The sequence below is a fragment of the Aureispira sp. CCB-E genome (genome assembly GCF_031326345.1).
Lineage (GTDB): Bacteria > Bacteroidota > Bacteroidia > Chitinophagales > Saprospiraceae > Aureispira.
The window spans coordinates 390,568-416,246 of the sequence record NZ_CP133671.1 but is presented as its reverse complement, the minus strand read 5'-3'; the positions used below and the strand labels follow the sequence as shown (position 1 = coordinate 416,246).

Genomic DNA, 25,679 nt, shown 5'->3' with positions numbered 1-25,679 from the left:
TAAGCAATTGTTAGAACACCTATCTAACTATTGTGCATAAAATTCGCAACCATGGACAACATGATTAAAGTGACGGTAATTGACCGTGAAAACAACAAACACGAATTGGAAGCTCCTACAGATATGAATATGAATATGATGGAGTTTTGTAAAGCTGCTGAATTGCCTGTTGAGGGTACATGTGGAGGAATGGCGCTTTGTGCAAGTTGCCACATGTATGTTGAAAGTGACCACGACTTATCTGACCCATCAGAAGATGAAGAAGATATGCTAGATCAAGCTTTTTTTGTAGAAGATAACAGCCGTTTGGGTTGTCAAATTCATTTACACGATGATTTAGATGGTTTAATTGTTCGTTTGGCTCCTGTTAGCGAATAAAACAAATTTATTAATCTTCAATAGTTCGTTGAAAAACTTTATTAGTTTGAGAATCAACAAGTTGCAAATCTGTTGCATTTTGTCTTAAGGTTTTGATTATCAAACTAATATAAATGTGCTTTTTTATCTTTTTGGTAAAAAAGTAAAAAATCAACGAACTACTAAATCTTAATAGCTTGCTATTTTATTCTTTGTGCTTCTGACTCTGTAGCACTAAAAGATTATTGATGCAAAACAGAATATCATCCAAGTATCTAATATAGCATTGCCCATAACTAGTAAAATAGCAAGCTATTGTCAACTATTATAATAAAAAAACAATGGCAGTAACACTCAAAGAAGGCGATAAAGCGCCTGATTTCAAAGGACTAGACCAAGATGGCAACACCATCCAATTAAGTGATTTTAAAGGCAAAAACCTCATTCTTTATTTTTATCCAAAAGATAATACGCCTGGTTGCACCAAAGAAGCATGTAATCTTAGAGATAATTATACCTATTGGCTCGAAAAAGGATATGCAGTAGTAGGCGTAAGTCCTGATACAGCTGCATCGCACCAAAAATTTATAGAAAAATTTGAGTTACCTTTTCCGCTAATTGCCGATACGGACAAATCTGTTATGGAAGCCTATGGCACATGGGGCGAAAAAAACATGTATGGAAATATCAAAATGGGAGTTCTAAGAACTACTTTTATTATTGATGAAGAGGGGAACATTACTAAAATTTTTAAACGCCCTAAAAATGATGCTCATACAGAACAAATTACACAGGGATTAGAAAAATTAGGTAAACTATAATGAAAGCTGATTACATCCAACAATTGAAAGAGAATCTTGGTCAAAAAATGGGCGAATACCTTCCTGGCTTAGGGGCTTGGTTAAATGGTGCCGTAACAGCAATCACAGAAGAAGGAGATGTAGAAATTGCATTCGAAGTTCGTGAAGATATGCTCAACCCTATGGGGGCAATCCACGGTGGTGCCGTCGCTGCAATCATTGATGAAATACTAGGTTTCCAATTGTTTCTAAAAAGTGATAAAGATGCTGCCTATGTCTCGATGACCATGAATATAGATTTTCTGAAAGGAGCTAAAGTGGGTGAAGTCATTACTGGCATTCCTAAGGTTATTAGAATAGGAAAACGCACCGCTAATGTTCGTTGTATTCTTAAAAATGAAAAAGGGCAACTAATTGCTCAAGGTGTTTCTAACTTTATGCGAGTCGTCTAATTTACACTTACAGATTACTATAGAGTGAGGCTGTTGAAAAATAATTTTACAATCAATCAGAGTAGTCGTTTTCAGTTTACGTGCTACACTGCTTTATTCAATTGTGTTGTAACTTGCTCAACAGCCTCGTTTCAATGAATTCTGTTTTTTATTATCACTTATAGTCATTTTTCAATGCTTCAAACTCTTGGACAGAATAAATATTAGCCAATCGTACAATTTCTGTCTCCTCTGCCCCTGCTGTTTTTGTTTCCTTGTAGACCAAACCAATCCCTTTGGCATAAACTTCGATACTTGCTTTCTTTTGATTCCAAAAACCACCTCCTTCTGTATTTTCTATATCATACAAATCTGTTGCAGTAAAAGCAATCGCATCAAGAGTTTCGCCCTTGTATTCGTAAGATAATTTTTTATTAAATTTTCGATCACGAATCAGTTTAACAGTTAGAAAATCAGGAGGAAGTTTCATTTCGCAAACAAAACGATATGCCATGGCAGAATCTAATGCTGCGTAAAAGGGAAACACAACATTTTGACTAACATTGTTGGGATATTCTTTAAGCGTTTGGCTAATACTATCCATCACCCAAAAGGTATATTCTTGTGTAATAACACCGTCTTTTATAATCCATTCTTTTATGGATTGGTTTTGCTGAAAATTAGGCGCATAATACTTAGAAATTAAGTAACTCGTTCCACTTTCGGCGGGTTCTGCTTTTAGGGACAGATAATGAGATAAATAAGCTTCCCCTTCATTCTCTAAAACATATTCATATACCTTTTCTTCTGATAAGGTTTCTATAGGGTAATAATATGCTTTAGTATAGAAAGTCGTGTCATTTGGAGTTGATTCTTCTGTCTGTTGGGTTGTGTCATTGGATTCGCAACTAAAAAGAATAAGAAGCAATAAGCAACTGATAAAATAAGGCATGAAATTTACTGTTTTGAACAACTGAGTGAATATAAAAAGCTATTACATTGCTTTTCAACACCAATGTGCTTTTGCAAAATAAGCTAGCATTATGGCGAAAATTACGATTTAAGTGCCAAAAAGTCGATAAAAAATTACAATTTTTGCCAATATGGCATACATAATACAGATGGAATAAAATGTGATAGCAAAATTAAATGTTATATTTGCTACAATGTTGAGTCAATAGCAAGTACTCTTATTCAGAACAAACTGTTAACTCTGAATTTCCCTCAACATCCTAATAAGAAAATTATTCATTTTAAGTAATTGATAATACCCTTGACAATTGCTTCATAAACTAAAGAAAACATGTTTGGTTTTTTAAAGAAACTATTTGGTGATAAATACGATCGTGATATTAAAACGATTCTACCCATTGTAGAAAAAATTAAGGATGAATATGCAAAATTAACATCCGTTTCCAACGATGTATTGCGCAACAAAACCCTTGAATTTAAAGATCGTATTGCCGAGCATCTAAAAACCATTGACAGTGAAATTGCAGCGATTCAATCGGATATTGATGCAACAGAAGATGTTCTGAAAAAACAAAATTTATTTGCTGAGATTGATACTCTAAAAAAAGAAAGAGACGAGGAAATAGAAGTTGTTTTGAATGAAATTCTACCAGAAGCATTTGCTGTGGTAAAAGAAACTGCTCGCCGTTTTGCCGAAAGTGAATCTTTAGAAGTCTCTGCCACCGATATGGACAGAGAATTGGCTGCTCAACAAATGGGTAGTCCCAAACCTTTTGTATCAATTGATGGAGACAAAGCAATTTGGAAAAACTCTTGGATGGCTGCTGGCAATGAAGTGACTTGGAATATGGTTCATTACGACGTTCAGTTGATTGGAGGGATCGTTTTGCACCAAGGAAAAATTGCAGAGATGGCTACAGGAGAGGGAAAAACATTGGTTTCGACTTTGCCTGCGTACTTGAATGGTTTGGCTGGCGAAGGGGTACATTTGATTACTGTAAATGATTACTTAGCCAAACGGGATGCAGAATGGATGGCTCCTATTCACAACTTCTTGCAACTGACAGTAGATTGTATCGATAAATACAGACCTCATTCTCCTGAACGTAAAGCGGCTTATCGTGCTGATATTACTTATGGTACTAACAATGAGTTTGGTTTTGACTACTTGCGTGATAATATGGCGCACAAACCCGATGAAATTGTACAGCGTAAGTTTCACTTTACAATGATTGATGAGGTTGACTCTGTTTTGATTGACGATGCTCGTACGCCTTTAATTATATCGGGTCCTACGGCTCAAGATAATCGTGAAGAGTTGTTTACTGCTCTAAAACCTGCTGTGCAACAACTAGAAGCAGTGCAACGCAAACTAGTTGGAGAATTATTGCGAGAAGCAAAACGATTGATCGCAGAAGGAAATACCAGCCCCGAAGAAGGTGGTGGCGGTTTGGCATTATTCCGTGCATACCGTGGATTGCCCAAACACCGTGCATTAATCAAATATTTGAGTGAGCCTGGGGTCATGCTAATCATGCAAAAAACAGAGAACTTCTACATGGCTGAGCAGTCTAAGCATATGCCAAAGGCGGATGCACCTCTGTATTTTGTTATTGAAGAAAAAAATAGATCGGTTGAGCTAACGGATAATGGTCGTATGCTCTTAGGTAAAGGTGCTGGCGATGATAGTCTTTTTGTGATGGATGACATTGGAACAATCCTTTCGGATATTGACAAAATCGAAGGATTAAGTCAAGAGGAGATTGTTGCTAAAAAAGATGAAGCTCTATTGGCTTTTCAAGCCAAAAATGAGCGTTTGCATGCCTTGCGTCAATTGCTAAAAGCCTATACCTTGTTTCATAGAGAGGATGAGTATGTTGTGATGAATAATGAGGTAAAAATTGTAGATGAGCAAACAGGACGTATCATGGATGGACGTCGTTTTTCTGATGGTTTGCACCAAGCACTAGAAGCAAAAGAGAGTGTTAAGATCGAAAAAACTACTCAAACTTATGCTACCATTACGCTTCAAAACTTCTTCCGTATGTACCATAAATTAGCAGGTATGACTGGTACAGCAGAAACCGAAGCACAAGAACTGTGGAATATCTATAAATTGGATGTAGTTGTTATTCCTACCAATCGTCCAATTGTTCGTGATGATAGAAATGATTTGGTCTACAAAACAGAACGAGAAAAAATTAATGCAATTATTAATGACGTTGTTGAATTGACCAAAAAAGGACAACCTGTGTTAGTGGGTACTACTTCTGTCCAACAATCGGAGATGTTAAGCCGTTTGCTCCAACTTCGCAAAATTGAGCACAATGTTTTGAATGCAAAACAACACGCTCGTGAGGCAGATGTTGTTGCTGAAGCAGGTAAAGCAGGGCAAGTAACTATTGCTACCAATATGGCTGGTCGTGGTACGGATATCAAGATTTCGGATGAAGTTAAAAAAGCAGGTGGTTTGGCAATCATTGGTACAGAACGCCATGATTCGAGACGTGTCGATAGACAGTTGCGTGGTCGTGCTGGTCGTCAAGGAGATGTCGGGATGTCTCAATTCTATGTTTCTTTAGAAGACAAACTAATGCGTTTATTTGGGTCTGAGCGTATCTCAAAATTGATGGACACAATGGGGCATCAAGAAGGAGAAGCATTGCAACACAAAATGATTACGAATGCCATTGAACGTGCTCAAAAACGTATTGAAGAAAATAACTTTGGAGTTCGTAAACGCTTGTTGGAATACGATGATGTTATGAACATTCAACGGGAATCTATTTACAAAAAGCGTAATAATGCCTTGTATGGAGAACGTTTGGCGATCGATCTAAACGATATGTTTGACCAAGTAGCTGTGTCTTTGGTAACTACTCACAAAGTCAACAACGATTATAATGCCTTTGCTCAAGATGTGATTCGTTATTATGGCTTTGAGACTAATATTACCGAAAATGAGTTTAGAAGCGAAACAGTACTAGACAAGTTAATGGATAAATTGTACAATCAAGCTGCAAGAACGTACAAAGCTAAATTTAGCGACATTGCTCAACGTCTAATGCCTATTATTAACCGCGTTTACAATGACCCCAATACCAACTACCAAAAAATTGGTATTCCTTTTACTGATGGTACCAAAGGAATGGAAATAGGGGCAGACTTAAAAGCAGCTATTAGCACAAATGGCAAATCCTTGGTTAATGATATCGAAAAATCAATTACTTTAGGCTTGATTGACAATGCATGGAAAGAGCATTTGCGTGATTTGGACGAATTAAAAGATCAAACTCAATCGGCTTCTTTTGAGCAAAAAGATCCTTTGGTTGTTTATAAAATTCAAGCTTCTAAACTTTATGAGTTGTTCTTGGATAGAATTAGCAAAGAAATCACTAGCTTCTTATTCAAAGGAGGTATTCCTATTCAAGAATCGGAAGATGTACACGAGGCTCAAGAGGTAGAAGTTGATAACGAAAATCTACAAACAAATATTGAGGCTCAAAAAGAAGCAGAGGAAATGCAACGTCGTGCTGCGCAAAATGCTAATAATGCAACACAAACAATTGAAAAAGTAAAAACATTCAAACGTGACACAGAAAAGATAAAACGTAATGATCCTTGTCCTTGTGGAAGTGGCAAGAAATACAAACAATGTCACGGCAAAAAATAAAACAACAAACTAACATTATGATTATCAGCAAGCTAAAATTCAAATACGTGTAAAATCTAGTTACTGACAATCTGGTTTTTATAGTTTTATATGGGTGGTTAAAATAGAGAGAATCCGTTCTACTATTTTGACCACCCTTTTTAGTAACTAGTAGTTCGTTACGGGGTTTTAACAAACTATTGTATAATCTAAGGAACACCAACAAAGAAGGATTATTATCTCACTTGATGAGAGATTATGCAGAACAGGTAATAATGCAGACTGTTTGTTCTAAAACATAAAAGAGGAGAAGGCTTGCGCCTTCTCCCATAGCAATACAGCAATTGCTATCATGAAACACTCAGGGGGAAATTTCTTATCTATACAGACGAATTCATTCTTGTTTTACAAATATCTTATTGTGGTTTTCCCCATCTTCAAAGCTCATTTGTATCATATACGTTCCTTGTGGCAATTGTACAGTCTCCTCCAAGGTCGTCACTCTATGAGCGATTAGCTTCTTTTGCTGATTGAATACAAGTTTACCTTCCATAGTATAAATATGAATACTTACGTTCCTATCTTCTAAAGCATCGGAGTAAATAAAAATATGATCTGTTGTTGGATTGGGATAAATCATCCATTTTTTATCATTAGTAACCCCACGAACTGTTTTAATTGGACTGTAACTGACTTGCCCATCGCAATCTACTTGCTTAAGTCTGTAGTAAGTATTTCCTTCATAGGTATTTTCATCTAATAACTCATAAGAATGTAAAGCGTTGGAAGTACCATTTCCTTCGACCCAAGCAATCTTAGTAAAATCATTTTCATTATCAAACAAGCGCTCTACATCAAATCCTTTGTTGTTAACCTCCCCCAGAGTTTGCCATTTGAGTTGAACCATTGTCGCTGTTTCTCTTTCTGCCACCAATTCAAGCCAATCTAGTGGCAAATTCAAACTTGAGGTATTGACCATTTCAAACTGAGTATTATTTTGATGGTCTTTATAAAAACGAAGCATTTTAGTTGCATTAGGCAGGACTATTTCTAAGCTATCGTGTGTAGGATTCCAATTAGTTATGGGTAATGTATCTCCAAGAGTATAGGGAAATAACAATACTTTAAAATTGGGACTGACACTATTGCTCTCTACAATTAACCTATGGCGAATCCAGTTGGGGTTAGAATTATACGTAGCTCCTGTAAAAAAATTTATGTAAGGTATTGTATCTATTATTCCAGGAGGTTGACTTGCGGTATAATTTTCATTCTGCAACACCCTTACCAATAACCTTCTATTGCCTATTCCTACTGGCTCTTTTAAAATTATATCGCATTGATAATTGCTATCTAATAAATTAACAGAATAATGGTCTAAAGTGAGATCACGAGCAATTTGAGCCATCCACTTGTACTGATGTACCAATGAATCTTTCTTGATATCATCTACAATAAGTAGCATAGGCTGCGCCCCTTTTATCAACCCTACATTTCGAACTACTTTTTCCATAGGATTATAAGGTCGTTTCACCATTCGTTCTAAACGACCTGCGCGACTCCAATGTGGGTAATCATAAAACGGAATATTATAATGTGGATCTGAATGAGGCGTTACCAAGAAATCATTCCATGTTTCCGTTACTCGCTGCCAACCGTTATTTCCCAACCAAGGATGATTGGAGCCTAAGGGGCGAGCCGACCAATGCCACTCCCAAGTATAAGCATAAGTAGCATCCCCAGCTACTGAGGATAAATCTGAATTGATTCGATGCCCTAATACAGTAGCTGGCTGTCGACACTTATCTCCATCTGGGTCGCCAACGCCGATTCCCAATCCATCCACTAAAACCATGGAATGAAAGTCCGAAGGTTGAAATGGACTTCCTCCAAAGGTTTTTCGAACCCAAATACGCCCCAACGCACTCATTGTAAAGTCCAAGCGATCGCCATGTGTATGACCTCCCATATCTTGTCTTGCATGAAACTGCATAGCCATTGCCTCTTTATCTGTTCCTGATCGAAATGTAGCCAACCCTCTATCCATCGCAATATATTCTGTTGAAATGGTTTGATCAGCTTGACTTTGCCAGCTACTTGTTGAGTAATCACGAGCAAATACAGCTGCGGGTATCAAATAGGTGTTGTAACTACCTCCTGGTTCTATTTGAGCATAAACATAACCTTCTGAATCATTACGATAAAAAGTAGAAATATAATTTCTCCAAACAAAATCTACTTTATTACTATTCGGAAAAATCCATTTTAAACCAACAGCATCAGAAGAATTAAATTTATACTGCCCCCATACGGGATGGTGTCCTGAACCTCCCCAAACATCATAGCTAGTAAATCCCTTTCCAAAAGGTTGTGTAATCGCAGGTAAAAACTGCTCTCCATAAGCTCGTACATGTGGGTGTGAAAGTAAACTATATCCTCGTTTTGCCATTGCAATTAGAGTCGTTACAAACATATAGTTTTTACCCAAACCCTCGTACCCTGCCCCAGATGGATACCAACCATAAGTGATAAAGTTATGTGCCACGCGCATCCATTCACGAGTCAATTGGGTTTGATATCCTAGTTCCCCCTCTATAGCTAAATTGGTAATAATCTCAAACCCATTTAAGGTTGCCCAATTGCTTGTATTGGCATAACATGCCAAATTGTGACCATGTCGAGGAACAATTGGTAGAGTTCGACTTAATGCCATCCGAATCGTATCTCTTTGATTAAGACTTAGATTGTTGTAATTCAAATCATAACACATTGCCATATGTGTCCCTCCTACCAAGTTATAGGTTGTAGGACCTAGGTTAGGATCAGCCAATGCTAAGGTTGCCCAATAATGCATTGCATTGGCTAAATCTTGTGCTCTTGTTTGGTAACTGATTCCCACATCAGGGTCTGTTTGACCAGCATACAATAGACACATAAAAGCTTCTAATGACATCAAAGTAGCCGTTCGTTGGCGATGTTTTAGACTTACTCCATTCCATACGCTAGGATCACGATTTTTTAATTTATCGTAATAAGCTCCCATACTCCATGCGCCACTATTTTCGATATATCGATTTCCATCTGGATCTAACGCATAGGGTTGATTTTGGCTATAAGCTCCTCGTAAATGCAACAAGGTAGTATAAGCGTGAATAGTAGCTTTAATGGCTTGACCACTTAGAGTACTATCCAAGCGCTGTTTAATGGCTGGAATTTCTGAAGGTCCAAAATAAACTCGAGGGTGCACTCCTATTGCTGGTGCATGAACAATGTCAACTAAATCTGTAGAATCCCAGTGTACTAGTCGGTTTCCTAAACCTGTATAATCGTCTGAACTATAGCTACTCCATTCATACACAAATCCTCCTCGCTGAGTTGCTTGACTATACCCATTCATACAACAGAATATCACTACAATTATCAACAAAAATCGTATCATATTTCTTCCATTCTAAGTTGTTCAATAAAATAACTATTAATAGATATTCCTTGCCTAAAAAAAGTTAAGTTCAACTACCAATTGCTTTTATTTACACAATAAGAATAAATGAAAGTTTCAAAAAAGAATAATCTATTTTGGATAATTTAATTTATCTTAAACCAAAGATAAAACCACCACAATACTCTAATTGTCAACAACTAACCTTAAATAAATTTGTCGTTTTAAAATTAAAGTTGTAATTTATTAGATCTCTCCAAAAACTATGTTCCCTCTTAGAGTTTAGTAATTTTACTTCAAATTTAAAGGCTCTAAGCCACATTTTTTCTATTCAATATTTAGATCAAATCAATGCAACATGATACTTCAAGAAATATTTGACATCATCTCCAATATGAACAAAAAAGAAAAATCTTTTTTCGTTCGATATGCAAAAATGTATAGCAATGATTCTGACAAAAGACATTACATTTTATTGTATGACAAGATTTATCAACAAACACAGGAAGGACGACTAAATGAAAAAAAATTATTGAAGCAGATTGGAAGTAAAATTGATTTAAAGAATTATAGTAATTACAAAAGGTATTTACATCAACAACTCTTACAAAGTTTGGTCATTCATCACAAAAATGCCAACTCTTCTATGGCTATCAATAATGCCATTCAAACGATACGAGTGCTTTATAGCAAAGGCTTGACCTCAATAGGCAGTCGTTTGTTGAAAAAGACAAAGGTCAAAGCAAAAAGGTTAGAAGATTTTGGTAACCTAATTTATATTATCAATTTACAATCTAATGTTACTGCTAGCAAAAACAATTCGTATCATTTGCTAAAAACAGAACGTGATTTGGCCATTCAACAATACGATCAAATCAATGAATTGCACCTATTCAATGAACGCTGTTTTGACTTCAATGTAAAAGAATGTTTTTTTACATTGAACGACCCTCGCTTCAAGGAGTTGTACAACAATCCGCTCTTGGCAGATGAGACAAAGCTTTTATCCAACAAAGCAAAAGCTTATTTTTGCATGACCAAATCTCTATTATTATTTATGGCTTGCCAGTTTGAAAAAGCTAGGTCATTTCAATATAAAATACTGGAAATAATAGAAAAACAGAAAATAATAGAATCTACCTTAATAACGGTTTATCAAAATATTATATACCAATCCTTATTCATGGATGATTTTGAGACGTATCATTTTTTTGCAGACAAAATGCAAAAAAAAGTACTCGAAACGCCTTCTCCTTTTAATATGATTTCTCATCAGCGAACCTTGCTATTTTATTATCGAATTACTCAAAAGCATCAAGAAGGAATGGATTTGTTAGATATCATTGGTCCTGAATATTTAGAACAGACTAATCGACCTTTAAATCTATTAGAGTCTTTCTTGGTTACGGAAGTTATCCCTTACTTGTGCACTGTAAAAGAGTATGCTATTGCTTTGAACTGGATTAATTATTGGCACAACTTGCCTGCTTCGAACTTTATTGTTCGATATAAACTTGTCATAAAAGTACTAGAAATTATTGTCCACTTAGAATTAAATAACTTCTTGCTAATTCCACATTTATTAAATTCATTAAAAAGAGAGCTAAAAAAACAAATCTCAATTGGTGACTTTGAAAGAGCTTTAATCGATTTTTTTAATAAGAGTTCTAGCCAATTTAGTGACACTCAAAACTATCAAAACTTAATACAGAGCACTCTAATCAAAATTGAAAATATTGGTCGTTTTCCTAAAAATACTTTCTGGTTTCAATTTTTTGACTTCAAAAAATACCTACAACAAAAACTCCAGCAACCTCTTTCCTCATGAGGTATTCAGATACTTTTACATTCTATCTTTCAAACATTAAAACGTTCTTAAAAAACAAATTTGGCATCCTTTTGGAATTATACAAAGCAAATGAAACGATAAAGAACAATTTTTCAATAGTCTTTTCTTTTACACAAAAGATTATTCCATATAAAAACATGCTAGATATGAAAAAGGATAAATTTGTATCGGAAAAAGAAGAAGAAAACAAGAAAAGAGGATTAATCATTACTTTTTTTGTGCATGCTGTTATATTGTGTTTGGCGATTCTTCCACTAATGGGAGCCATTCAAAATGTTGAATTAGCAGATAATACGGTTGAGTTTGCCGATTTAGATGATATTTTAATTGAAGAGCCAGATGTTCAATTTGTAGATAATGTTGATGACAAAGCACGCAAAAATGAATCTAATGAACCTAGTGAAACAAAGGAAGAAGAACCTACTCCTGAACCTACTCCCGCTCCAGAACCTGAGCCTGAACCAGCACCTGTTGAAACGGTAGAAGATAACGAAGCGCCTGTGGTTACACCTGCTGAAGTTCCTAATGATAACGATGTTAAGTTTGACGAAACACCTCCCAAAGTGGATCCTAAACCAGATCCTAAACCAACGCCTTCTAAACCATCGGGTAGTGCATCAGATAAAAATAAACCTGGCGGTAAAGCTACAAACAATTCGGATGCTAGTGGCGATGGAGGAAATGATGATAATTTGCAAGAAGGTGTTTTTGGTCGAAAAGTAATGCAACGTCCTAATATTAAAGGGTTGACTAAAACGAAAGGTAAAATAGCAATCAAGGTTTGTGTGAGTCAAGAGGGTACTGTCATTGCAACCAAGTACTTACAAAAATTTTCGACCATCAATGAAGCTAAATTAATTGCCTCTGCGATGCGTGCTGCTAGACGTTATAAATTTGATGTAGATTATACTGCTCCAAAAAAACAATGGGGCAAATTAACCTTTATCTTTGATATTTAACATTTTGAGCTTAGATAGACTACTATCTATTCCAACTACTAAAATATGAACGGTCATTGCTCAAGGGCGATGATCGTTTTTTTATGAAAGAGAAGCCTGATATTTTCAAGAATGCGGTACTAAAACACATATGTGAAACCACCATAGTATCGGCGCCCTACAGTAGAGTTCCAAAACAATCCGCCATCAAAATTTTGATCAAAAGGTTGGCTCGCACTAATAAATGATAAGGGTTGCACTTCATCCAAGATATTATCAATCCCAAAATAAAAAATGAAATTCTTCCATTTTGTTTGTCTCTGAATCCAAGCATAAAGCGGAAAATTAAGCTTAAAATCCCATCGACTAACACTCGGAGATTGTAATGGATAAGGAGTTCCTATTCCTGTTTTAACAGCAACATTGGGCAACCGTTGAGGACCATACCAATGAAATTGACTAGTAATATCGCAGATATAAATATCTCGAATATACAGACGATAATCAAGCGCTAGTAAGAGATTGTGCATTGAGTAAAGAGGCTCTCTAACGTATTGGTTGTTGATGGTAGAATTAATAAAATCTAACCTATAGTCAATATTTATTCCCAGTTGTGGTTTCGACAATCGAATTTGACCATCTAATTCAAAGGATAATTTTTCAGCACGTCCATTTTGGTTATAAAACGACAATTTGTAGGCATCGCTATCCATATCTAAGATTACTTTATTTTGGTAGATAGTATGATAGACTTGTAAATTCAATGCCGTATAAAAATCCAGTCCCAAACGAACCCAATTGCCATAATGAACAGATACCCCATAATACCAAGCCCTTTCAGGCAATAGTGGTTCTTTTATCTTTACTTCTCTGTTACTAATCAAAAATTGAGCATTTTCACTCAATACATTAGCATAACGCATCCCCGAACCACCAAATACATTGGCACTTAAAGACTTTAATATCGTTGCATCAAACCGAAGGTGTGGCACAAAAATCCAACGAGCTAAATTATGATAAGCAACATTAATACGAGTAGATAATTTGAATTTTTTGCCAAAAAAAGTTTCATATCCTACATAGCCTCCACCAAAAGACTCCTTGCGTTCTATTTCCAGCGAGTCTAAGTTTTCTTGAATGGTTTGATAACGGTAATTGACACCAAATTGAAACAAATCAAAACCATTTTCTAAACGGTAGCTATACTGGGCTTTGCTGTCAACGCTCCACTCCTTGCCTTTATATTGACGCAAACCATAATAATTGTTTTGAGTATGATCAACCATCCTAAAATTAATAAGCAGCATATCTTTCCCTCGTGTTGCAATATAATTAGTCGATTCTCCGATCCAATGCATTACTCCCATTCCATGTCCATAAGCATTTCTAGTCAGAAAATCGGTTGCTTTGTTGAACTGCACTTCCCCGCCTTGAGTCTCCATCCCCAAAAACCAAATATTATTAATTGACGTAAACTTTTTTAAGTGAATAGACCAAGCATTTTGTAAGAAGAGGCGCTTCTTTAAATTCAAATCAAGATAATTATCTTGATTAAAATCATTGCGCTGATTGTTCCAATGCCCGTTTAAACTCAAATGACCAGTCACCTTTTTGAATACCATGCTACCTCTGAAACTAACGTCTAGCTCTCCTAAATTAGATCCTTTAACATCTAGTCGAAAAGATTTATTTCTCAACGAACTTAATTTTGGTTTTACAGCTCCAAAAAGTCCCTGTATATCCTCCAAAGCATTGGTTCTCTTATATTCTACAATCCAATTGGAAGGTATGTTTCTAAAAAGAATAAATTTCCCGAGTCCTGTTTCATCAAATAATTTAGTTCGCTGAATACTTCGTCCCAGATAATAGCGTATGTAAACATCCTCCCCAAGAGACTGCGCCATACTTGCACTGCTAATTAATATAAAAATTAATAATAATAATTCCTTCATGTGGTGGATTTGTTGGTTTTAGGAGGTGATAACCCAACTAATTTACCTGAATACTAGCCCCTTCTAACCAATACTTATATTCATCTCCATAGTACAAATATGTCGTATTAGCTGGTGCGGTATAGTGTCCTGGAACTTCTGTTTTTAAATCTAAGGAAAGCGTTTTTGTTTCTTGACCATCCAATTCTCTATAATACAATATTAAATAATTATCTTTCAATTCATAAAAAGCAAATTGTTGTTTTTCTTGCAAATCTTTTAATTGCCAAGCTTGAACAGACAAACCTGCGGGAATACCAATCCAGGCCATTGTAGAAGGCACCGCTTCGTTGTTGGAGTTTTGAACAGTCACATCCAAACGTACTGTTTCTCCTACTTTAGCTTCTTTTTTATCAAAAGTACTGGTGATCATCAAAGGACATTCGGCAGCACTTTCAGGTGTTTGGGAAGTCCATGAAACATCAAAGCTATAGGGTAATCCTTGAGTAGCAGCATCAAACTTAACCGCCACAATATTCTGTCCTTCTACAAAATATTGATGCAGATCGGTTACTAGTAAGTTTCCTTTTTGATGTTTGCGATACAAGTCCTTCCATACAACCTTGCCATTGATCTCCACTTGTATCGATTTGTCTTCCTGTTGTTTGAGAACACTACTCGTATAAGCACTCAACGCTTTTAATGCCATGACGGTTGATTGAGTAGAGCCAAAACGACCGTATTGGCGTTTGCTCAATAGGTACTCTACAATTTTTACTATTAATGCTTCATTTCGATGTTCAGACCTCAACATAGCTAAGGCAGCAAAAGAAAGTGTTTCTATGTTCAATGCCTTTCCATAAGAATAAGTTACGGTTGACTCTGCGAAAACATTTTCTAGCCCAAGTTTTAGAATCATATTTTGAATGTTTTTCAGTAGGTTTTCAGCTCGTTCTTGATTTCCAATGTTAAAATGGGTCAATGCCGCTAAACTCATTCGATACAAATCTTCACTTGCAATAGCTTCTCTAGTCATTGCCTCCACTTCTTTGTGAATTCCTTTTGTATTAACTTCTGACAACGCCCAAGTAATATAAGCATTAAATAAAGCAGGTTTGTTTCCACTAAATCCATACTTGCCTACATTTTGCTCAAAGCCGCCTTTTCCATTTCTTCGACTCAACAAGTAGTTTTTGGTCCGTTCTATAATACCTGCCTCAACCTCGTACACCTCTTGCATATCTTTGAACTGTACCAAACCATAGGCCGTCAAGCCTTCGTGTGCAGGTGCTCGACCATACCATTCAAAACCACCTCCATTAATTTCATAAGCTGCTAATTTATGGTAACCTGTTTGAAGGTATTCCAATGCTTTTTGGCGCACACCTACTTTTAACACTCCTGTTTGTTGCATCAACTGCAAAGCCAAAATATTGGGGTAATTGCTAGAAGATACCTGTTCAAAACAGCCACTAGGAGAGTTCAAAATACTCTCTACACCATCCATCAACCCTTCTAAAATATCTGGGTAAAACTTTAACGTTGAGGTCAACGAACCTTCATAAACATCCCTCAAAACAAACGTATCTACTTGCTCTAGTTCTTGCCCAGCCATAACAAAATCTACAGGAAAACCTTTGGCTGTTGTCTCAACGGTTTGAGTGATAAAATCGTTTAGACCATCAGATTCAAAACTTATATAAATAGGCGCTTTTCCTTGTTCAAATCTCACTTGATAAAGCAAATGAACCACCTGTTGTGTGTCCGCAGCAATAGAGATATTTTTAGAAGGCATTTCCAAAACATTTAAAAACGAAGGTACTTCTATCTTTAGCGCTCCAGCAACTGTTTTAGAACTATTATTTTGAAGCACAATTGGCATGCGTACTGTATCTCCAAAACTCAACACACTAGGTATCTTTGTTACAATATTAAATGGTAAAGAGGTAGAATAAGTATGTTCTTCGTGCACTAGTTGTCCTTCTGCATTATTTCCTTCCAAAAGGATTCGGAAGGTAGTTACCTCATCGGAGTTATAATAGCTCAAAGAAGCTTTGCCATTTTTATTGGTCTGAATACTCGGATTCCAGTAAATTGTCTTTCTAAAATCAGTTCGTTCAGGAGTTCCTCTTTTATCACTGTAGTTAGGCTGATAAAACCTAGGGATACTTTTATATTGAAGATTTTTAGGCGCAACTTGAATCAAATACACACTAGGGCTTATTAGTTCCTCTTGAAAAGATGGCGTTACATTGTACCGATTATTCCTACCACTATTCATTATCTCTATGTTGGAGGCTTCTACAACGACCGATTCTGTCGAAAGCATAACACTAGCAAGCGCTCGTTCAGAGGTCAAACCACTAGTGCTCAGCTCTATCCTTTCTGTATATTTATCGGCATTTCTACGTCTATCCCAATCCAATGAACGATTTTGAGGAACAGTATATGAAATACTATCCATAACAATTGGGCTACTCCGTTTATTACCTACTGTCTTTTGTACTATTTTAGAATTGACATTGACAGGTGCTTTGCTCAATCTTCCTTCGTTTGAAAAAACATACCCTTCTTCATCTATTCGTACGGTATAGTTATGTTTAGTTTTGATAAGACCATCAACAATCTTAAAATTTTTGGAAGTAGTAACCAAGCGACCATCTTCACTTACAATATCACTATTAACCACGTCAACTTGTTGATTGTATCGATCATATAATTTTCCATCTTCTTTCTTTTTATAATAACCTTGGTTGACAATTTGATCGTGGTAAATACCAGGCACCGTACGTTCCCAACTCAATCCTGGTTTTGAATATTGATTGATTCGAATGGACTGGTATTCTCCATGATAAGTGGTCGATAAAAAAGCAGGGAAACTAACTGTAACATTTTTAAATGTAAAAAAACCGTTGTCATCTGTTTGTGTCGTTGCCAATGCCTTTTTTTTGGTATAACGTGCTTGCCCTTCAGATAAAAATATAGTTTGTTTCTTACCCAATTGATCTCCAATTTTCACATACCCCGAAATTTCATTTGCCAAAATGGGGTAACGGATCGTCATGCGATTGGACTCTTCTAAGATAGTTTGCCACTCAAATCGCCGCCAACCATGTGTCAACAAAACATAATCTAAAGCGGCGGCGGCTTTCTCATTTTTAGGATCAAAATAAAAATTAGGTTCATAAATTTCTCCTTTTAATTCTGAACTCATCAATAAATAAGACAGAATATTATCCTGCTTATCATCTGCAAAAGTGTGCTGTTTGTCATCTACAACCGCCATCGAAAAATTTCCTTGTACGCCTCGTCCAGTTTCATCTTTAGCCCAAATATCTACGACCACCTTTTCTCTAGGCAAATAATCTTCTTTGTTGGTTGAAATATGAACCTTTAGTTTTCGTTGTGCATTAACAAATACCAATCGCTCAGCATGAACACGTTCTTTTTCATCTACAACAGTTAGTTGAACGATCCCCATTGGAAAATCCTCGGTAGAAAAAGCAACTGTATTCGCTCCTTTTACGGCTTTTATTTCTTGGGTATAAATTAAGTTACCTTGTTGTTGAGCTACGACAAAAACACGCTGTTCTTTGGGACTATAAAGGTCAAATTCTATTCTTTGATCCTGTTGTTTTTTAACAAAAATACCCAATCGATCTGTCTCTACAGATGGAACTTTCCACGTTTGACGGATGCCTACTGGTTGGGTAACTCTCAGCATATAATTTTCATTCTTTTCGGGCACCAATTCAAAAGCCCCCATTCCTTGATGAAAAGTACTAAACTCCTGAATTACATTTCCTGATTTATTGACAATTTCGCCTTTAATATCAGCAGGCTGACCAAACTCATTCAATACCTTGATGGCAATTCTATTCTTTTGATTGGCAACTACCGTTCCTCCCTCTGGCAATAGTTGTATATCTAAATTATTTAAGACAATAGGTGCCGACCGAGTAATAGACTCTGTTAATCCACTCTCATCAAATTGCACATTTATCAAATTATTGGTTTCCGTCAGTTTATCTGGCAATTTATATGATAAAAGAGCCTTCCCATTATCGTCTGTTGTAGCTGTTTGATTCGTAACAAGTTGTCCGTTTAGTTGAACGGTATAAGTGAGTTTTTTGTGTGCTAATGCCTTATTATCCTTTGTTTTTGCCTTAAAAATTGCCACAACCTCATCACCTGCCCCATAGGCTTCTCGTTCAAAATCTAGCTGCATTAATACCTCTGGTAAAACCGTTTTCTGAACGGTTAACTCCTTCTCAAAATAGTTCTCTTCTCCAAAATTCTGCATCCAATAGGTATACACACGTAGTTTGTAAATACCTCCTACCGCATCTGGTTTTAACTTAAAGTATCCTTGAGCATACCCTCCCTTATTTTTCAAAATTAAAGCATCCGACTTTGTACCATTCGGACTATACAACTCCGCATAAACTTGTTCACTTAGCGTACTAGGAGCATTTTTAGCATTGGTCACAAAAACATTCCACCAGATTTCCTCATTGGGAGCATAGAATGTTCTATCTGTTTGTACATAAACCTTTTCCTGTGTATTTATACTATCGTAAGTTGTATATTTTTGCTGTATAGATTCTACTATTTGAGCTTTTATAGATTGGCAATACAAGCAAATTAAACAACAAAGTATCAACTGTTTCATATCCATTTTTTTATTGTTCATCTTACTTGTAAGATGCAAATTTGGCTTTAAATGGTGTATTAAGCCCACTTCAATAAGATAGGCATTAAAAATAAAAATAATTTTTGTCTATATTTTTTTCCAATAACAGCCAGTCTAAAAAAATCATTTAAATAAAAAATGAGCTGCCTAATTAATAGACAGCTCATAATACTTGATTTTTGTTGACTACTTGTTTTGCAATGTCTTACCTTACAAGAGAAACTTTTTGGGTTTGTATTGCCTCTTTTGTTCCCAATGTTAGCATATAAACACCACTGCTATACGAACTTAAATCTATGCTATATTTTCCTGACTTCAAATCAGATCGATGATAGACAACACCTCCTATTAGGTTATAAATTGTAAGTTGATAGCTCTTTTCTCTATCTTGACTATTAAGATTTAATTGCACAATTCCATGAGTTGGGTTTGGGCTAACCTGCCAATCAAAAGTATTAGCATTTGTTGAAGCAGTAGAAGAAGCAACTGAATTCAAATCACTTTCCCAAACTCCTCGACCAAAGGTAGCTGCTCTAAGTTTACCCGTACTGTAAGTAATTTCTAAATCATTGACAATAACATTAGGTAAACCTGTATTATATGATTGCCAGTTTGATAATGTATTGTTCTTGTGAAAAACGCCCAAGTCTGTACCTATATAAATATCTTCACTAATAGAACCAGATTGAGCAATAATGCAAGTGACAGGTATATTGGGTAATGTTCCCGTTATATTTGTCCAAGTTTGTCCTCCATTTGACGAAACAAAGACTTTATCTGTAGCTGCGTAGCCAGCATACGTAATCCATATTTTTTGTGGATTTGTTGGAGCAATTGCTATTCCTGATATCTGCCCTGTCATAATAGGAGAAGTAATTGGCGACCACGTCGTTCCTCCATTTGTCGTCCCTATTAAACTATTCGCATCATATACGGCATAAATAACACTTGGATTGGATGGAGCAAGAGAGAAGTCAACATATAGCCCACCACTAGAGATTCCGTTTGTAATAGACGTCCATGTATCCCCCTTATCTATTGATTTGTAAATTTCATCACACCCCGCATAAATAGTTGTAGAGTTAATAGGATCTAGTTGCATAGGCCATACAAACCCACAATCTGATGCTGGAATACTCAAAACAGAATCTGTCGCCCAACCATCATCCGTTCTAAGTAACCCTCCTGCCTGAGTAGAAGCATATTGAACCATTGTTGGGTTCGTTGGATCTATCAAACCTTCTATTCCATCAGAAGGACCAGCTCTATTAAACCATGTTGTTCCATCAAATTGTCCAGCATCATTATCTTGGGCTCCCGCTAAAATTACATCATTATTGATGGGGTCGGCACCTAAACCATAATATTGTGTAATTGCTAATCCCGAAGACAAATCAACCCAAGGAGTAGAAAGTGCTGCGTCTCCTCTGTGCAATCCACCATCATTACCTGTTAGCATTATAGTAGAATTAGGCAAAAATTTGAAAATATGGTGATCAGAATGGACGTAAAAATAAGGCTCTCCACTTGACCAGTAGCCATCTAAGTACTTTTCCCAAGTAGCCCCTCCATCGGTACTTCTCCATCCATTTACACCTCCTGCCATAATCAAACTTTGATTAATAGGAGCAATTGCTAGCGATAGATTATAACCACCTTGTGAAGTAAAACCATTCGCTGAAAAAGTATTCATAAGACTCCAAGTAGCACCTGCATTATTACTTGCCATCAATGTACCTTCATCATCCAATGCTAAAATATAATTACTATTGGCTTGAGTCAAGGCCAACTCTATTTTTACACCAACAATCATACTAGGACTAATATCCAACCAATTATCACCTCCATCAATAGACTTTAAGATCACTCCTAATCCCGATGCATACAGAACCATTGGGTTGTTGGGATCATATTCTATATCTCTAGCGGGTTGATTACTTACTGTAAGCCAATTATCACCTCCATCTATTGTTTTATAAATTCCATCGGTAGCAGTGACCAACAATGTATTAGCATCAATAGGATGTTGAACCATACGGGCAGTTTGGGCAATAACAGGCTTTTGAAACACTAGCCCTGTTTGGTTCCAACTATTTCCACCATCTACCGATTTCAAAACTCCAACAGAAGCGTTTTGTTGACCATCAGCATCTCCTGTTGCTAAATAGATTACATTGGCATTAGCATGACTAACAACTACATCACTGACTCCTAAAGTAATTTGGTTATCTGTTAATGGAATCCAAGAAACGCCGCCATTAATGGACTTCCACAACCCTCCACTAGGTGAACCGACATATAAATGATTCGTATTCCCTACCTCCCATGCAACGCAATTAATGCGTCCCATTCCACCATAAGCATCTATAGAAGACGTTGGCACCGTGATTGGACCAACAATAGACCAATTGGAAGTAGTAGACCTTAATGTTGGCTTTTGTTTTAATTTATTTGCTTCTTCCAAGGTTCTCTGTGCAGATACAAAGTTACCTTTTTCATCTATTCTACTTTGCCAATAATATTCCCAACGCTTATATTGCTTGTATGATTGACTATAATTAACAGCCTGCTTTTTGCTAGATTTTCCTTCATACTTTGTCTCCATCTGTTGTTGGATGGTATAAAAATTTTCACCTTGATTTTGAAGATGTCGCCATTCGTGTAAATCAGAATTTTGAGCGCTAAGATTGAATATAATACAACTCAATGCAATCGCGAATAATTGTTTTTTTTTCATATTGGAACGTTTATAAAAAGGAAGTATAGGTATCTCCCATCAATTAAGATATTAATGCTGTGGAGTTGTGTGGTGGATAAATAGTTAACAACACTTGTATTCTTTGACCATCAAAAAGTACCTTAACGACAAAGTATTATAACTAAAGTATGAATACCTTTAAACATCTTTCCACAAAAAAAACAACAATTATTTACTTTTAAACAAGCAACAAAAACACACAAACAAATAAATACCAACAAATTATCATCAATATTCATTTCAACTTAAAATACATTTTAAGCATACACCTACTATCATTATTTTCTTGTCCATAAAGTCTGATTTTTAGTCCATTCGTCGATGAACTCGATTCGTTTAACTAAAAATATAGTTAAGCTATGTTAAAATTATTCTGCTCTAAAAAAGTCTTCTTTAATTCGTAACTACAAACCAATAACACTGAACGCCTTTTGTATATGTTACCGATTATTCATCAATACCTTAACTTTCGAGTTAAACAAATATTTAGAATCCTCAAAGACATTGGCATTGGACACCTAATCCTCCTTGCCCCCATCTTATTTGTTGCTATTTTGGGAGTCTTACAATTAGTTTTAACCAGTCAAAATGGAGGAATTGCACTTGTTCTTCTTTTCTCTTGGGTAGGAACACATTGGAATCGCAAAGACCGTTTTTTCTTAGAGCAACTGACCATTCCTATTGCTATTTTTTTCAGTTTAGACTATTTTATCGCAAATAGCTTTTTCATTTTTACCTTTATTCTCTGGGGGAAATGGCAAAACTTGATTATTCTATCATTTGGTCTTCTTATTTTATCCTTTATAAAACCACCTTATCACAAAGGAATCAACAAAAAAGGGCTTCCTGTTTTTTCGTTTGAATGGATACCTATTGAGTTGTTTGAATGGCGTACTGGATTGCGTAAAAGTGCCTTTACATTTATTCTGATATACATGCTGGGGTTAGGATTTAGTTTTTATCCTATCACCACTCCTATTTTTGTGTTATTAATGGCATTAGGAGCAACAACTTTTTTCCAATTTTTTGAACACAAAGATTTATTATTAGCCGTCAATTATGACAAAAAATTATTAGAAAAAAAGACGATAGGCAGTTTAGTAATTTTCAACTTTTTGATGCTTCCTCATTACTTACTCTTTGCTCTATTCAATCCTTATCCCAAGCACTTAATTGCGTTGTTGATTGTTGCTATTATTGCTCAATTAATCATCACTTTTTCTATTGTCATGAAATACAAAAGTTATAGCTTTCACCAATACAAGTTACACAATAGCCTTCCTTTGGCTATTTTTGTAGGCTGCTGGACCATTCCCTTTTTGTGGCCAATTCCTGTTCTTATGATTATTCGCTTTTGGAAAAAAGCCAAAGAAAATTTAATTTATCACTATGCTTAATATAAAAAATTTAACCGTTTCTTACCAAAAAGATTGCATTCTAAATGCTTTAAACATTCAGTTTCATTCTGGAGAAATTCATGGCATATTAGGCATGAACGGAGCAGGTAAAAGCACTTTTTTTAATAGTATTTATGGAATAAAATCCATTGATAGTGGCGAGTGCCTGTACCAAGAAGAATGGGTCAACAGCAGCCAAGTTGCCTTTATGCAAACCCATACTTATTTTTATCCTTACATGAAAGGAATAGAGTACCTTGAACTAATGAGAAAACAAAATCCTGCTTTCGATCCTTTCCATTGGAATCAAATCTTTGAGTTACCCCTTCACCAATTGATAGAAAACTATTCTACAGGCATGAAAAAGAAATTGGTTTTTATGGGAGTTTTGGCGCAAGATAAGCCCATCCTAATTTTGGATGAACCTTTTAATGGAGTGGATATCGAAAGCAATGAAAAAATCATTCAGATACTAGAGCATTTACGCCAAAAAGGGCGTTTGATTTTACTTTCATCTCATATTATTCATTCTTTGACAGATTGTTGTGATAAAGTAAGTTATTTAAAAAATGGCCAATTTGCTCGAACCTATTTGAAAGAGGATTTTAGCGAATTACAGTTTCTAGTTAAAGAATTAGTGCAACAAGACGTAGCCAATGTTCTAAATTCCTTGGACAAAAACAAACAAAACTAAACAACTCTTAATCAACAACTTAATGTTTAAAATTTCATATCAAAATAAACTCAAAAATGTTAACAAAACGTTAATAAAAAAAGTTTTACTTGGATTTATAGTTTATTTTGCTCTATCTTTGTGTCAACAAAAACAGAAAGTTCAATTCAAAATATAAAGAATAACATCTTTATACATTCTTATCAAGAAAGGTGGAGGGAATAGGCCCTGCGAAACCTTGGCAACCTACCCATTTTGGGAAAGGTGCCACATCCTTCTCTATAATTTTATTATAAGAGATAGATAAGTTGCAATTTAGAGCATCATATAAATTTTATAAAACGCTCTTCTAGCACTTGTCTAGGAGAGCGTTTTTTTTGATGGTGCGCACATCTAAAATAATGATCTTCTTGACATTTTCTCGGTAAGTAATGAATATGAATTTTAATTTAATAACAAACTGAGAAAAGAAAAACGACATGAGTAATACGATATTAAAATTAGGCATTTTTGGATTCGGTTGTGTTGGTCAGGGCTTACACAATGTCCTTTCCCAAACAAAAGGAATCAATGCAACGATTGAAAAAATTTGTATCAAACATCCCAATAAGAAACGTTCTTTAGATGCTTCCTTTTTCACCACCAATCCTTCAGACATACTAGACAACCCCAATATTGATGTGGTTGTTGAACTAATTGATGATTCTGATGCGGCATATCATATTGTCAAAGAAGCTTTAATTAAAGGCAAAGCTGTCGTTAGTGCCAATAAAAAGCTAATTGCTGAACACTTAGAAGAACTTCTATTTTTGCAAAGCAAACACGAAACACCTCTCCTTTACGAAGGTTCTGTCTGTGGAAGTATACCTATTATTCGCAATTTAGAGGAGTATTATGATAATGATTTATTAAGTTCTGTTTCGGGTATTTTTAATGGTTCTACTAATTATATCTTATCCAAAATGCGCCATGATGGGCTTGATTTTGAGGTTGCATTAAAAGAAGCTCAAGACAAAGGTTTTGCAGAGTCAGACCCAAGTTTGGATGTTGGAGGCTTTGATGCTAAGTATAAACTCTGTATTACTCTATTACATGCTTTTGGTTTGCTTGTTCGCCCTGAAAATATTTTGAACATTGGCATCCAAAATTTGAGTGATCAAGATGTAAATTATGCCTCTCAAAACAATCAAAATATTAAACTAGTTGTGCATGGACAAAAACAAGGACAACACATATCTGCCTTTGTAATACCGACTTTTGTATCGGCAGATAATCCTCTTACCAATGTGCATAATGAATTCAACGGAATCGTCCTAGAATCTGCCTTTGCCAATCAACAGTTTTTTGGAGGAAAAGGAGCAGGAAGCGATCCTACGGGCTCTGCTGTTTTATCCGATATTAGTGCGTTGACCTATGGGTACAAATATGAGTATAAAAAACTCCATCAAAATACAGTTGTCACTTATTCTACCAAACAACTCTTAGAAGTTTATGTCCGCTATCAAGATAAAAATGTTGTCCAATGGGGTGATTTTGAATCTATTAATCAACGATTTGAATCGAAATCGTACAACTATGTCATCGGCACTGTTTATTTAGAGCAGTTGTTACAGGAAGAATGGGCGTTAAATCCTACTATTTCTATTGTGCTCAAATCTATTGTAGGAGAAGCAATACATGACGTTGCTGAACAAAATAAGGATGCGGTTTTAGAATCCGCTTAAAATAAAAAGAGCAAGGTTGAAGTTTCGGTTAAAGTTCTTCAAACATGCTCATGGGAATGGATTAG

Annotated in this window: 14 protein-coding genes and 1 riboswitch; of the genes, 9 read left to right on the top strand and 5 right to left on the bottom strand. The window is 35.7% G+C overall.

The window, feature by feature from the left end; translation table 11 throughout:
- The first annotated feature begins 51 nt into the window (after positions 1–51).
- From QP953_RS01630 to QP953_RS01620, 3 genes are all read left to right on the top strand, one after another.
- Positions 52–378 carry a 2Fe-2S iron-sulfur cluster-binding protein gene (locus QP953_RS01630; protein ID WP_052598048.1) on the top strand — a complete coding sequence of 109 codons (327 nt, stop codon included), beginning with the start codon at positions 52–54 and terminating at the stop codon, positions 376–378.
- A 320-nt stretch (positions 379–698) separates the two neighbouring features.
- Entirely contained in the window at positions 699–1,178 is a 480-nt protein-coding gene (gene bcp, locus QP953_RS01625) for a thioredoxin-dependent thiol peroxidase (RefSeq protein ID WP_052598047.1), read from the top strand.
- Positions 1,178–1,609 carry a PaaI family thioesterase gene (locus tag QP953_RS01620; RefSeq protein WP_052598046.1) on the top strand — a complete coding sequence of 144 codons (432 nt, stop codon included), beginning with the start codon at positions 1,178–1,180 and terminating at the stop codon, positions 1,607–1,609. The genes bcp and QP953_RS01620 overlap by 1 nt, the downstream gene beginning before the upstream one ends.
- Positions 1,610–1,763: 154 nt before the next feature.
- On the opposite strand, the gene QP953_RS01615 is transcribed toward QP953_RS01620, so the two are convergent.
- Positions 1,764–2,540, bottom strand: a complete 777-nt coding sequence (locus QP953_RS01615; RefSeq protein WP_309553748.1) for a hypothetical protein — start codon at positions 2,538–2,540, stop codon at positions 1,764–1,766.
- A 351-nt stretch (positions 2,541–2,891) separates the two neighbouring features.
- Between QP953_RS01615 and secA the strand changes: the two genes are divergently transcribed.
- Positions 2,892–6,233: a preprotein translocase subunit SecA gene (gene secA / locus QP953_RS01610; RefSeq protein WP_309553747.1), complete on the top strand. Its 3,342-nt coding sequence runs from the start codon at positions 2,892–2,894 to the stop codon at positions 6,231–6,233.
- Between the two features lie 373 nt (positions 6,234–6,606).
- Here the strand turns inward: secA and QP953_RS01605 are convergent, their stop codons facing one another.
- Positions 6,607–9,609, bottom strand: a complete 3,003-nt coding sequence (locus tag QP953_RS01605) for a T9SS type A sorting domain-containing protein (protein ID WP_309553746.1) — start codon at positions 9,607–9,609, stop codon at positions 6,607–6,609.
- 400 nt (positions 9,610–10,009) lie between these two features.
- Between QP953_RS01605 and QP953_RS01600 the strand changes: the two genes are divergently transcribed.
- Both QP953_RS01600 and QP953_RS01595 read left to right on the top strand, forming a co-directional pair.
- Positions 10,010–11,479 (top strand): hypothetical protein, encoded by a 1,470-nt coding sequence (locus QP953_RS01600; RefSeq protein WP_052598042.1) that lies wholly within the window; start codon positions 10,010–10,012, stop codon positions 11,477–11,479.
- Between the two features lie 167 nt (positions 11,480–11,646).
- Positions 11,647–12,459 (top strand): hypothetical protein, encoded by an 813-nt coding sequence (locus tag QP953_RS01595; RefSeq protein ID WP_156039810.1) that lies wholly within the window; start codon positions 11,647–11,649, stop codon positions 12,457–12,459.
- Positions 12,460–12,578: 119 nt separating this feature from the next.
- On the opposite strand, the gene QP953_RS01590 is transcribed toward QP953_RS01595, so the two are convergent.
- The 3 genes from QP953_RS01590 to QP953_RS01580 form a co-directional block, all read right to left on the bottom strand.
- Positions 12,579–14,390, bottom strand: a complete 1,812-nt coding sequence (locus QP953_RS01590) for a hypothetical protein (protein ID WP_309553745.1) — start codon at positions 14,388–14,390, stop codon at positions 12,579–12,581.
- A 37-nt stretch (positions 14,391–14,427) separates the two neighbouring features.
- Entirely contained in the window at positions 14,428–19,041 is a 4,614-nt protein-coding gene (locus QP953_RS01585; protein WP_309553744.1) for an MG2 domain-containing protein, read from the bottom strand.
- Positions 19,042–19,267: 226 nt separating this feature from the next.
- Positions 19,268–21,799, bottom strand: a complete 2,532-nt coding sequence (locus tag QP953_RS01580) for a VPS10 domain-containing protein (RefSeq protein WP_052598038.1) — start codon at positions 21,797–21,799, stop codon at positions 19,268–19,270.
- Positions 21,800–22,257: 458 nt separating this feature from the next.
- On the opposite strand from QP953_RS01580, the gene QP953_RS01575 reads away from it, so the two are divergent.
- The 3 genes from QP953_RS01575 (at position 22,258) to QP953_RS01565 (ending at position 25,614) form a co-directional block, all read left to right on the top strand.
- The gene (locus tag QP953_RS01575; RefSeq protein ID WP_309553743.1) at positions 22,258–23,217 is read left to right on the top strand and encodes a hypothetical protein; all 960 of its coding nucleotides are present in this window, start codon (positions 22,258–22,260) and stop codon (positions 23,215–23,217) included.
- On the top strand, positions 23,210–23,911 hold the full coding sequence (locus QP953_RS01570) for an ATP-binding cassette domain-containing protein (protein ID WP_052598036.1): 702 nt from the start codon (positions 23,210–23,212) through the stop codon (positions 23,909–23,911). The genes QP953_RS01575 and QP953_RS01570 overlap by 8 nt, the downstream gene beginning before the upstream one ends.
- 176 nt (positions 23,912–24,087) lie before the next feature.
- Positions 24,088–24,200, top strand: a riboswitch (SAM riboswitch).
- Positions 24,201–24,369: 169 nt separating this feature from the next.
- Positions 24,370–25,614, top strand: a complete 1,245-nt coding sequence (locus QP953_RS01565; protein ID WP_309553742.1) for a homoserine dehydrogenase — start codon at positions 24,370–24,372, stop codon at positions 25,612–25,614.
- The last annotated feature ends 65 nt before the right edge of the window (positions 25,615–25,679 follow it).

Bases quoted from the DNA above. Each gene is read 5' to 3' on its own strand.
- QP953_RS01620 (WP_052598046.1), top strand. From the start codon at position 1,178: ATGAAAGCTGATTACATCCAACAATTGAAAGAGAATCTTGGTCAAAAA.
- QP953_RS01595 (WP_156039810.1), top strand. From the start codon at position 11,647: ATGAAAAAGGATAAATTTGTATCGGAAAAAGAAGAAGAAAACAAGAAA.
- QP953_RS01570 (WP_052598036.1), top strand. From the start codon at position 23,210: ATGCTTAATATAAAAAATTTAACCGTTTCTTACCAAAAAGATTGCATT.
- QP953_RS01565 (WP_309553742.1), top strand. From the start codon at position 24,370: ATGAGTAATACGATATTAAAATTAGGCATTTTTGGATTCGGTTGTGTT.
- bcp (WP_052598047.1), top strand. From the start codon at position 699: ATGGCAGTAACACTCAAAGAAGGCGATAAAGCGCCTGATTTCAAAGGA.
- QP953_RS01590 (WP_309553745.1), bottom strand. From the start codon at position 14,390: ATGAAGGAATTATTATTATTAATTTTTATATTAATTAGCAGTGCAAGT.
- QP953_RS01580 (WP_052598038.1), bottom strand. From the start codon at position 21,799: ATGAAAAAAAAACAATTATTCGCGATTGCATTGAGTTGTATTATATTC.
- secA (WP_309553747.1), top strand. From the start codon at position 2,892: ATGTTTGGTTTTTTAAAGAAACTATTTGGTGATAAATACGATCGTGAT.
- QP953_RS01585 (WP_309553744.1), bottom strand. From the start codon at position 19,041: ATGAAACAGTTGATACTTTGTTGTTTAATTTGCTTGTATTGCCAATCT.
- QP953_RS01575 (WP_309553743.1), top strand. From the start codon at position 22,258: ATGTTACCGATTATTCATCAATACCTTAACTTTCGAGTTAAACAAATA.
- QP953_RS01630 (WP_052598048.1), top strand. From the start codon at position 52: ATGGACAACATGATTAAAGTGACGGTAATTGACCGTGAAAACAACAAA.
- QP953_RS01615 (WP_309553748.1), bottom strand. From the start codon at position 2,540: ATGCCTTATTTTATCAGTTGCTTATTGCTTCTTATTCTTTTTAGTTGC.
- QP953_RS01600 (WP_052598042.1), top strand. From the start codon at position 10,010: ATGATACTTCAAGAAATATTTGACATCATCTCCAATATGAACAAAAAA.
- QP953_RS01605 (WP_309553746.1), bottom strand. From the start codon at position 9,609: ATGAATGGGTATAGTCAAGCAACTCAGCGAGGAGGATTTGTGTATGAA.